We start from the raw sequence: 11,021 nt of genomic DNA on the forward strand, positions 1-11,021 counted from the left end.
GACGCCGCTCAGGTGTGCAGCGGGGACTGGAGGGGCTGATGGCCCCACTCGCTGATGCGGTCGTAGCGGCGGTCGTCGGTCCAGGGCTCGTCGACGGTGCGCCCGCCGTAGCCGAACTCGAGCTGGAAGCCCGCCGGCGTCACCACGTAGAAGCTGAACATCTGGTCGTTGTCGTGCTTGCCGAGGGCGTTGGCGATGGGCAGGCCGGCGGCCCAGGCCCGGTCGAAGGCCCTGCCCACGTTGTCCTGCGACACGGTCTCGACCATGACGTGGTGCATCTTCTGGGGCAGCGCCATCCCGAGGGTGCCGAGGGCCAGGGTGTGGTGCCGCGGGTTGCAGTGGTAGAAGCGCACGGTCAGCGGGAGGCCACCCAGGTCGGTCTCGAGCCAGTCCGACTGGGTGAGCCCGAGGGCCTCGCGGGCGAAGGCGTCCGCCTCGTCGAGGTCCTCCACCACGAAGACCACGTGGCCGAACCCGACGCCGTCGGTGACGAAGCCCCCCGGCACGAGGTCGGAGGTGAACGGCTCGGCGGCGGTGGCGAGGCCGTGTACGAGCTCGAAGGGGATGCCCCACGGTGACTCGACCCGGGTGAGGGCGGTCACCCCGCGGGCGGCCAGGGTGGCGGCGTCGCCCTCGGTGACCGTGGCGCCGGCGGCACGGGCCCGGTCGACCGCGGCGGCGTAGGCGGCGGCGTCGGGTGCCTCGATGCCGACGAAGGCGGCGTCGTTGGCCTCACCCTCGCCCACGAGGATGCGGTGGACCCGGTCGTCGTTGCGCCAGGCCGAGCGCCCGTCGGCGGTGCGCTCGCCGCGCACGAGGCCGACGACGTCGGCCAGGAAGTCGTCCATCGCAGCCGGGTCGGCCAGGTCGAGGCCGAGGTAGGCCAGTTCATTGCGGTCCGTGGTCATGACGCCTCCTTGGCGGTGAAGGTGGTGTGCAGCGTGCCGACGCCCTCGACGGTCGAGACCAGTTCATCACCGGGGGCGAGGAAGCGCGGCGGCGTCCGGGACCCGCCGACGCCCGAGGGCGTGCCGGTGAAGATCAGGTCCCCGGGGAGCAGCGGGGTGATCGACGACAGGTGGTGCACCAGCGCGTCGACGGGGAAGATGAGGTCGGAGGTGCGGCTCTTCTGCACCTCCTCGCCGTTGACGGTGCAACCGAGGGCGAGGTCGTCGGGGTCGACCAGCTCGTCGGTGGTGACGACCCACGGGCCGGTCGGGCCGAAGCCGGGGAAGGACTTGCCCAGGCTGAACTGGGGGGCGGGCGGCCGGAGCTGCACCATGCGCTCGGACAGGTCCTGGCCGACGGTGACGCCGGCGACGTGACGCCAGCCCTCGCCGACGGGGACGTCGTGGGCGGGGGTGCCGATCACCACGACGAGCTCGACCTCCCAGTCCACGAACTCGGTCGGCAGGGCGACCGTCGCGACCGGGCCGGTGAGGCAGGTGACGAACTTGGTGAACGTCGGCGGGAAGCCCGGGGGCTCGACGCCGGCCTCGGCGGCGTGGGCGGCGTAGTTCATCCCGATGCCGAACACCTGGCGGGGGCGGGGGACCGGTGGGCCGAGATCGGCGGGCTCGTAGGCCACCGCGATGCCGGTGGCGGTGGCGGCCCAGGCGCGGAACGCCTCCCACTCCTCGTACACGGCCTGGGGGTCGGCGCCGAAGCGGCCCTCGGAGGCCTGCTCGACGTCGATCACCCCGTCGTCGGCGACGAGGACGAGGCGTCCTCGGTGGTTGGCGAGCTTCATGGGTCTCCTCCTGTGGCGACGGACAGACCTTAACCACCGATCTTGGATCTGTAAATCGATTTCTTCTTGACAAATCGGTCTGTGGTGTTCAGAGTCACGTCACCCGAGGGGGAGGAGACCACCCACATGGCCGCTCGCCAGCCCAGTCGCCGAAGCACCAGTCGTCGCACCACCCGCCGCCCTGCCGCGCGTCGGGGCCTGACCGCCGCGGTCGCCGGCTGCGCCGCCGTCCTGGCCCTGGGTGCCTGCGCCTCCGACGGCGCGTCCACCTCGTCGCTCACGGACGACACCGTCGCCACCGACGTCACGGTCACGACGCTGCCGGCGCCCACCGGCGACCCGATCGTCCTGGCCATGGTCAGCCAGGAGTCCGGCCCCGCCGCCATCCCCGACGCCCGCCTCGCCGCCGAGGCCGCCGTCGACTACGTGAACACCGAGCTCGGCGGCGCCGCCGGCCGGCCTCTCCAGCTCGAGACCTGCGTGACCGACGGCTCGCCCGAGCAGTCGTCGGCCTGTGCCAACCAGCTCCTCGAGTCCGACCCGGTCGCGTTCGTGGGCCAGTCCGAGCTCGGCACCTCGGGCAGCGTCCCCATCATCGAGCAGGCGGGCGTGCCCCTCATCGGGCCCGCCGCCGTCACCCCCGAGCTGGTCCTCTCCGAGCAGGCCTACACCGTCGGCCTCGATGCCGTTTCCGGCCCCGCCGGCTGGACCAAGTACCTGGCCACCGAGGGCGGCGCCACCGACCTCGGCGTCATCTACGTCGACATCCCCGCCGCGCCGGTCATCAACTCGACGGTCAGCTCGGTGGCGGAGGCCAACGGCGCCACGGTCGTCGACACGGTGCCGCTCGCGGTGAGCGCCTCCGACGCCTCGTCCCAGATGGCCGCCGCCACCCAGGGCGACCCCGACGCCGTGGTCGCGGTCGTCCCCCAGCAGTTGTGCGTGCCGGTGCTCCAGGCCCACGCCTCGGTGGCGCCCGACGTGCCGCTCCTGGTGCCCGGCATCTGCGCCAGCCCCCAGGTGCTCGACACCGCCGGCGCCGCGGCGACCGACGTGCTCGTCGGCTTCTCGTTCCTGAACCCCTACGAGCCCGAGGCGGACGAGCAGGTCGCCACCTACCGCCGCGTCGTCGACGGCCAGGACGAGGCCGTGCCGCTGTCCGAGTTCGCCAGCAACGCCTTCGCCGGCATCGTCGACCTCAAGACCGTCATCGACGACCTGGGTGCCGAGGGCGTCGACTCGGCGGCACTCGCCGGTGCCTTCGCCGAGGCCCGCGACGTGCCCAACTTCATGGGCCGACCCATCTCCTGCGATCAGCCCATCTCGCTGGCGCCGTCCGTGTGCGTCACCGGCCAGCGCATCCTCCAGGTGCAGGACGGTGAGGTCGTCGACGTCGGCGGCGACTGGTTCGACGGCACCGCCGACATCGACCTCGGGTGACGGCGGCCCTCCGGTGAGCGACCTGGTCCTCTACGCACTGCTGGGCCTCGGCGCCGGCGCGGTCTTCGCGCTGCTCGCCGTCGGTCTGATCGTGCAGTGGCAGGCGTCGAACGTCGTGAACTTCGCCTACGGGGCCATGGCCATGCTGTGCGCCTACTGCTTCTCGGAGCTGCGCACGACGGGCGACCTGGTGCTGCCGGTGATCGGCCTGCCCCACCGGCTCCCGCTGGCGGACGGGGGCCTCGCCCTCGGGCCGGCGCTCGCGATCACCCTGGTCTACGGCGCCCTGCTCGGCGTGGTGGTGCACGCGGCGATCTTCCGCTGGCTCCGCCACGCCCCCGCGCTGGCCAAGGTCGTGGCTTCCATCGGCCTCATGCTCGCCCTCCAGGCGGTAGCGGTCCTGCACTTCGGCACCTCGGCCCGACCGACGCCGCCGGTGTTCGCCGGGGGGAACGTCGAGGTGCTCGGTGCCTCGGTCGGCCAGGACCGCCTCCTCGTGGCCGGCATCGCCGTGCTCCTCGCCGTGGGCCTGACCCTGCTCTACCGCTTCACCCGCTTCGGGGTGGTGACCCGGGCCGCCGCGCAGAACGAGCGGGCGGCGGCGTTGCTCGGTCTCTGGCCCATCCGCAGCGAGGTCGCCAACTGGGCGCTCGCCTCGGCGTTGGCCGCACTCGCGGGCGTACTCGCCGCGCCCATCACCTCGCTGACGCCGAGCACCCTGACGCTGGCCATCGTGCCGGCGCTCGCCGCCGTGCTGGTGGCCGGGCTCTCGTCCTTCCTCGTCGCCGCGGTGGCGGGCCTGGCCATCGGCATCGGCCAGTCGCTGTGCGTGGACGCGGCGACGACGTGGGACTGGTTCCCCCAGCAGGGCGTGGCCGAGGTCCTGCCCTTCCTCGTGATCGTCGGCGCCATGCTGGTGCGGGGCGCGGGCCTGCCCACCCGGGGCGAGTCCTCCGAGGGCCGGCTGCCCCGGGCGCCGCTCCCGCAGCGGCCGTGGCTCGCCCTCGCGGTGTTCACGCCGGCTGCCGCCCTGTTGCTGGTCGTGACGCAGGCGGGGTGGCGGGCCGCGGTCATCCAGAGCCTGATCACGGCTTGCGTCTGCCTCTCACTCGTGGTGCTGACCGGCTTCGTCGGCCAGGTCTCGCTGGCCCAGGCCGCGCTGGCCGGGATCGGCGGCTTCACGCTGGCCAAGCTGCTCGACGCGATCGGCCTGCCCTTCCCGGTGGGCCTGCTCGTCGCGGGGCTCGTGACCGTCCCCATCGGGCTGCTCATCGGCTTGCCCGCCCTGCGCATCCGGGGGATCAACCTGGCCATCGTCACCCTGGGCGCCGGCGTGGCCCTCGACGCCTTCGTGTTCCGCAGCGAGACGGTGTCGGGCGGGCTGGCCGGCGTCTCGGTTCCCGCGCCGGACCTGTTCGGGCTCGACGTGGGCATCAACGGGTCGGCGCCGGCGGACTACCCCCGGATCGTGTTCGGCCTCGTGGCTCTCGCTGTGTTCGTGCTGCTCGCGGTCCTCGCCGTCAACCTGCGCCGCAGCGCCACCGGTGCTCATTGCCTCGCGGTCCGCTCGAACGAGCGGGCCGCGGGCGCCATCGGCATCAACGCCGCCGCCACCAAGCTGCTCGCCTTCGCCCTGTCGGCCTTCGTCGCCGGCGTGGCCGGCGGGCTCATCGGCTACCAGCAGGGACGGCTCTCCCCGGAGAGCTTCTCCATCTTCGTGAGCCTGATGTTGCTGTCGATCGCCTACATCGGCGGCATCGCCACCATCCCCGGCGTGCTCGTCGCCGGCTTCCTGCTGGCCCCGGGTGGTCTCGGCTTCACCGCCCTGGAGCGGTGGTTCGAGCTCGGCCGGTACCAGCCGTTGATCGCCGGCCTCGGCGTGGTGGTGAGCGCGGTGCTCAATCCCGACGGCCTCGCCGCTGCCCGCCGGCGGCGGACGGAGCGACCACCGGCGTCGGTGCGCGTGCCCGCCGTCCCGTCGTCGGGGCCGGCTGCCCCTGCCCTCGCCGGGAGCGAGGCGTGACCGGCTCGGCGCCGCTGCTGGCGGTGCGCGACCTGCACGTGGCCTTCGGCGGCGTCGCCGCGGTCGACGGCGTGAGCTTCGACGTCCCCGCCGCCACGTTGGTCGGCCTCATCGGGCCGAACGGCGCCGGGAAGACCACCTGTATCGACGCCGTCACGGGGGGATTGCCCCAGGCCGACGGCTCGGTCACCTTCGACGGTCGCGAGCTCCGGGGCCTCGCCCCGTACCGGCGGGCCCGCCTCGGGCTGATCCGCACGTTCCAGTCCATCGAGCTCTTCGACGACCTCACCGTCCGCGACAACCTCCGGGCCGCGGCCAACCGGCGCACGTGGTGGCAGTCGCTCGGCGACCTGGTCGCCCCGCGCTGGCACGACGACGAGTCGGCCATCGACGCCGCCCTCGACCTTCTGGGCCTCACCGACGCCGCCGACGCACTGCCCGCCGAGCTGTCGCAGGGCGAACGGACCCTCGTCGGCGTGGCCCGCGGCCTGGCCGCCCACCCCCGGCTCCTCCTGCTCGACGAGCCCGCCGCCGGCCTCGACAGCACCGAGACCCTCGCCCTCGGCGAGCACCTGCGGGCCATCGTCGACGCCGGGGTCACCGTGCTCCTCGTCGACCACGACATGGGCCTGGTACTGGGATCGTGCGACCACGTGATCGTCCTCGACTTCGGCCGGGTCCTCGTCGAGGGACCGCCGGACGCGGTGCGCTCCGACGAGCGGGTGATCGCCGCCTACCTGGGCGACGACGCCCTCACCGGCACGGACACCGCGGGTGGGACGGGGGAGCGATGAGCCTGCTCGAGGTCGACGGGCTGACCAGCGGGTACGGCGACTCGGTCGTCGTGCGGGACCTGCAGCTACGGGTGGAGGCCGGTGAGGTGGTGTCGCTGCTCGGCGCCAACGGCGCCGGCAAGACGACCACCCTGCTGACCCTCACGGGCACGCTGCGCCCGATCGCCGGGTCCGTCCGCCTCGACGGCGAGCGCCTCGACGGCCGGCCCGCCCCGGCGGTCGCCCGCCGCGGCGCCGTGCTCGTCCCCGACGACCGCGGCCTCTTCCCGAAGCTCACGGTGCGCGAGAACCTGGCCCTCGTCGGCCGCCGCCGGCGCTCGGACACCGACCCGTTCGAGGTGTTCCCCGAGCTCGCCGACCGTCGCCACGTGGCTGCCGGGCTCCTGTCCGGCGGCCAGCAGCAGATGCTGGCCATCGCCCGGGCGCTCCAGTGCCGGCCCCGCCTGCTCCTCATCGACGAGCTGAGCTTCGGGCTCGCGCCAGTCGTCGTCCAGCGGCTGCTGCCCATCGTGCGCCGGGTCGCCGACGAGCAGGGTGCGGGCGTCCTCCTCGTCGAACAGCACGTGCACCTCGGCCTGGCCGTGGCCGACCGGGCCTACGTCCTGCGCCACGGGCGGTGCGTGCTCGAGGGCACCGCGGCGTCGCTCCAGGACGACGTGTCCCTCCTGCACGCCAGCTACCTGGGCGAGGTGGACGAGGTGCCGGACGAACCGGACGCTGCCGCCGGCGCCCCGACCCACCGCTCGATCCCACCCGCCGCCGAGGAGGCGCACCGATGATCCCCGCGACCATGGGCGACCTGCCCCTGACCGTCAACGCCATCCTCCGCCACGGCCGCACGGTCCACGGCGGCGCCGAGTGCGTGACCTTCACCGGCGAGGGCTGCCGGCGCGCCACCTACGCCGAGGTGGCCGCCAACGCCGACCGCCTCGCCGCTGCCCTCACCCGCCTCGGCATCGGCGAGGACGACCGGGTCGGCACCTTCCTCTGGAACAACCAGGAGCACCTCGAGGCCTACTTCGCGGTGCCGTGCATGGGAGCGATCCTGCACACCCTCAACATCCGGCTCTCCGCCGAGCAGCTCGTCTACGTGGTCGGGCACGCGCAGGACCGCATCGTGTTGGTGGACGACTCGCTCGTACCCGTGATCGGCGCCGTCGCCGACCAGCTCACGACGGTCGAGGCGTGGATCGTCGTGGGCGCCGGCGACGCCGGCCCGCTCGAGGCCACCGGCAAGCCGGTCCACCGCTACCTGGAGCTGCTCGCCGCCGAGGCGCCGGGGTTCGCCTACCCGGAGCCGGACGAACGGGCCGCCGCGGCCATGTGCTACACGAGCGGCACCACCGGCGACCCCAAGGGCGTCGCCTACTCGCACCGCTCGACCTTCCTGCACTCGCTGGCGGTGTGCACGCCGGCGGTTCTCGGGCTCGCCCCGGGAGACGCCGTGCTCACGATCGTGCCGCAGTTCCACGCCAACGCCTGGGGCCTGCCCTACGCGGCGTTCCTCTCGGGTGCCGACCTCCACCTGCCCGACCGCTTCCTCCAGGCGGAGCCCCTGGTCCGCTTCATCGCCGCCGAGCGCCCGACGCTGTCTGCCGCGGTCCCGACGGTGTGGTCGGACATCTACCGCTACGGCGACGACCACGAGCTCGACCTCTCGTCGCTGCGGGCGGTCGTCTGCGGCGGCGCCGCCGTCCCCCGCTCGCTCATGGAGCGGTTCGCCGAGCGGGACGGGCTGCGCCTGCTGCAGGGCTGGGGCATGACCGAGATGTCGCCCATCGGCGCGGTCGCCCACCCGCCGCCGGCCGTGGTGGAGGGCAGCGAAGAGGACTTCGGCTGGCGGGCCAGGACCGGCCGGGTCCTGCCCGGCGTCGAGCTGCGCATCGTCGACGACCGAGGCGAGCCCCTCCCCTGGGACGGGGAGGCGGTCGGCGAGTTCGAGGTGCGCGGCCCCTGGGTGACCACCGCCTACTGGGACGACCCAGCGGCCGAGAAGTTCCACGACGGCTGGCTGCGCACGGGCGACGTCGGAACGGTCACGCCCAACGGCTTCATGGCCATCACCGACCGGGCCAAGGACGTGATCAAGAGCGGCGGCGAGTGGATCAGCTCGGTCGAGCTCGAGAACGCGATCATGGCCCACCCCCGCGTGGTCGAGGCCGCCGTCATCGGCATCCCCGACCCCCGGTGGGACGAGCGCCCGCTGGCCTGCGTGGTGGTCGACGGCGACGTCACCCCCGGCGACCTGAAGGCGTCGCTGGCGGACGGGTTCGCCCGCTGGCAGCTGCCGGAGTCCTGGGCCTTCGTGGAGGCGATCCCCCGGACCTCGGTGGGCAAGTTCGACAAGCGCGCGCTGCGGCGCGCGCACGAGGATGGCGATCTGGCGATCGTGCGCGAGGAGGGTGGACGATGAGCGACGAGCCCGAGATCTACGACGTGGCGGTGGTGGGCTACGGCCCGGTCGGCGCAGTGCTGGCCATCCTGCTCGGCCAGCAGGGCCGGCGGGTCGTGGTGCTCGAGCGCCACCACGAGCCGTACCCGCTGCCCCGGGCGGTCCACTTCGACCACGAGATCAACCGCATCCTCCAGTCGTGCGGGGTGGCCGAGGAGGTGTCGGCCATCGTCGAGCCGGCCGAGGTCTACGACTTCCTCACCGCCGACCGGCGCCCGCTGATGCGGGTCGGCCGGGTCGGCCGCGGGCTGTCGGGTTGGCCGCAGTCGTCGATGTTCTCCCAGCCCCAGCTCGAGCAGGTGCTGTTCGACCGGGTCGACGCGCTGCCGTCGGTCGAGGTGCGCCGGGGTGTGGCGGTGACCAACCTCGTCGAGGAGGACGGCGCCGTGCTCGTCGAGAGCGAGGGCGTGGGCCGGTCCGAGCCGGTGCGGGCCCGCTACGTCGTGGGTTGCGACGGGGCCAACAGCACGGTGCGGCACCTGCTCGGCCTGGCCATGGTCGACAAGGCCTTCTTCTACGACTGGCTCATCGTCGACGTGGTGTTCGACGAGCCGCGGGTCTACGACCCCGTGAACTTCCAGGTGTGCGACCCGGCGCGTCCCACGACGGTCGTCTCGGGCGGGCCGGGGCGCCGGCGTTGGGAGTTCATGGCCCTGCCCGGCGAGACCGCCGTCGAGCTCGACGACGAGGCCATGGCCTGGCGCCTGCTCGAGCCGTGGGACGCCCGGCCCGACAACTGCACCCTCGAGCGCCACGCCGTCTACCGCTTCCAGGCCCGCTGGCTCGAGGAGTGGCGACGCGGCCGGGTGCTGCTCGCCGGCGACGCCGCCCACCAGACCCCGCCGTTCGCCGGCCAGGGCATGTGCGCCGGGATGCGCGACGCCGCCAACCTGGCCTGGAAGCTCGACGCCGTGCTCCGCGGGATGGCGCCCGACGCGCTGCTCGACACCTACGGCATCGAGCGCGCCCCGAACATGGAGGCGGTCATCGGTGTGGCCATGGACATGGGTGGGCTGATCTGCGTCACCGACCCCGACGAGGCCGCCGCCCGCGACGAAGCCTTCACCGCGGTGTTCGACGGCTCGGTCTCCGAGATCCCCCCCTTCCCCGGCATCGCCGACGGCGTCGTCCTGGCGGGCACGCCGCAGGCCGGCGAGCTGTTCCTCCAGGCGGAGGTCGAGGCCGGCGGGCGCCGGGCCCTGCTCGACGACGTGGTCGGCGGCGGCTGGCGACTCGTCATCAGCGAGCCGGGCGTGGCCGACGGGCTCGACCCGGCCCTGGCCCGGTGGTTCGAGGACCTCGGCGGCGCCGTCGTGACGGTCGTGGCGGCAGGCGCGGCCGGGCTGACCGGCGACCGCGCCGGGGCCGCGCCCGGCTCCGAGCCGAGCGCGGCCGCGACCACCGTCGTCGACGTCGACGGCACCTACGGGTCGTGGTTCGCCACCCACGGCGTCGTGGCCGCGCTCCAACGCCCGGACTTCGCCGTGTTCGGCACCGCGCCGGCGGCCGCCGACGTCGACGGGCTGCTGGCCGCCCTGCGCGACGTGCTCGCCGCCCCGGCCGGTCGCTGACCCTGCGCCGGCCCGTAGGATCGATTTCGTCCCCGTCCGTCGATTCGAGGAGCTTCCGCACATGGCACGCGCCCGGCGAGGCCGCTCGCTCGTCGAAGAGGTCCACGCCGCGCTGCGCGAGGACATCCTCTTCGGACGCCGCCTGCCCGGCGAGCGGCTGCAGCTCAACGAGATCGCCGAGCAGCAGGACGTCAGCCTGAGCGTCGTCCGCGAGGCGACGACCCGTCTGGCGTCCGAGGACCTCGTCGAGGCATCGCCCCAACGGGGGTTCCGGGTCCGCCCGGTGTCCCTGGAGGACCTCCGGGACCTCACCTGGGTGCGCGTCCAGCTCGAGACGCTGGCGCTGCGGGAGTCGATCGCCAAAGGGGACGTCAGCTGGGAGGCCGACCTCGTGGCTGCCCACCACCGGCTCTCGGCGACGCCGATGTTCCTGGACGACGGCACCGGGAACACCGACTGGATGGCGGCACACGGTGCGTTCCACGCCGCGCTCACGTCGGCGGCGGGCAGTCCCATCCTGGAGCGCCTCCGGCGCCAGCTCTACGACGCCTCCGAGCTCTACCGCTACTGGTCCAGCCTGCTGCCCCGACGCGAACGGCCCCGCGCCACCCCCGACGAGCACAAGGCCATCTGCGACGCCGCGCTGGCCCGCGACGCCGACCTCGCCGTCCGGCTCCTCACCGAGCACCTCCAGAGGACGGCCGACCTGCTGGCGGGATCGATCGACGCCATCGAGGCCTCCGAGCTCACGGCCGGCGCCTGACGGCCAGGGCAGGGCGAGGACCCTGCTCCGTGAGGGGCGCGCTCGACCGGGATCTCGGTGCATGAATCACGTAACCGCTGGGTAGAAAGGGTTTCGGTGTGCCGGGAAGCCTGGTCGGCGTGATCTTGCCGACCCCTGGAACGGGCCCTCATGCACCCCCACAACGACCCGCACGCGAGCGCGTCCCGCACCGACACGTGGCTGCTCCTCGTCGCCTGCGATGACGGC

General features: G+C 73.6%; 9 protein-coding genes. 7 read left to right on the forward strand and 2 right to left on the reverse strand.

Translation table 11 applies throughout. The features are described from left to right. Positions 1 to 8 precede the first annotated feature (8 nt). Positions 9 to 908 carry a VOC family protein gene (locus tag JNK12_16650; protein ID MBL8777573.1) on the reverse strand — a complete coding sequence of 300 codons (900 nt, stop codon included), beginning with the start codon at positions 906 to 908 and terminating at the stop codon, positions 9 to 11. Beyond that, entirely contained in the window at positions 905 to 1,750 is an 846-nt protein-coding gene (locus JNK12_16655; GenBank protein ID MBL8777574.1) for a fumarylacetoacetate hydrolase family protein, read from the reverse strand. The genes JNK12_16650 and JNK12_16655 overlap by 4 nt, the downstream gene beginning before the upstream one ends. A gap of 126 nt (positions 1,751 to 1,876) precedes the next feature. On the opposite strand from JNK12_16655, the gene JNK12_16660 reads away from it, so the two are divergent. From JNK12_16660 to JNK12_16690, 7 genes are all read left to right on the forward strand, one after another. After that, on the forward strand, positions 1,877 to 3,190 hold the full coding sequence (locus tag JNK12_16660) for an ABC transporter substrate-binding protein (protein MBL8777575.1): 1,314 nt from the start codon (positions 1,877 to 1,879) through the stop codon (positions 3,188 to 3,190). 13 nt (positions 3,191 to 3,203) lie between these two features. After that, positions 3,204 to 5,213 carry an ABC transporter permease gene (locus JNK12_16665; GenBank protein MBL8777576.1) on the forward strand — a complete coding sequence of 670 codons (2,010 nt, stop codon included), beginning with the start codon at positions 3,204 to 3,206 and terminating at the stop codon, positions 5,211 to 5,213. Then, on the forward strand, positions 5,210 to 6,007 hold the full coding sequence (locus JNK12_16670) for an ABC transporter ATP-binding protein (GenBank protein ID MBL8777577.1): 798 nt from the start codon (positions 5,210 to 5,212) through the stop codon (positions 6,005 to 6,007). Before JNK12_16665 ends, JNK12_16670 begins: the two co-directional genes overlap by 4 nt. Continuing rightward, positions 6,004 to 6,786 (forward strand): ABC transporter ATP-binding protein, encoded by a 783-nt coding sequence (locus tag JNK12_16675; GenBank protein ID MBL8777578.1) that lies wholly within the window; start codon positions 6,004 to 6,006, stop codon positions 6,784 to 6,786. Before JNK12_16670 ends, JNK12_16675 begins: the two co-directional genes overlap by 4 nt. Next, positions 6,786 to 8,420: a long-chain fatty acid--CoA ligase gene (locus JNK12_16680; protein ID MBL8777579.1), complete on the forward strand. Its 1,635-nt coding sequence runs from the start codon at positions 6,786 to 6,788 to the stop codon at positions 8,418 to 8,420. The genes JNK12_16675 and JNK12_16680 overlap by 1 nt, the downstream gene beginning before the upstream one ends. Beyond that, a complete protein-coding gene (locus tag JNK12_16685) occupies positions 8,417 to 10,030 on the forward strand; it encodes a bifunctional 3-(3-hydroxy-phenyl)propionate/3-hydroxycinnamic acid hydroxylase (protein ID MBL8777580.1) in 1,614 nt (537 codons plus the stop codon). The genes JNK12_16680 and JNK12_16685 overlap by 4 nt, the downstream gene beginning before the upstream one ends. A gap of 61 nt (positions 10,031 to 10,091) precedes the next feature. Further along, positions 10,092 to 10,793: a GntR family transcriptional regulator gene (locus JNK12_16690; protein MBL8777581.1), complete on the forward strand. Its 702-nt coding sequence runs from the start codon at positions 10,092 to 10,094 to the stop codon at positions 10,791 to 10,793. Positions 10,794 to 11,021 lie beyond the last annotated feature (228 nt).

Source organism: Acidimicrobiales bacterium (genome assembly GCA_016794585.1).
Taxonomy (GTDB): domain Bacteria; phylum Actinomycetota; class Acidimicrobiia; order Acidimicrobiales; family DATDAH01; genus JAEUJM01.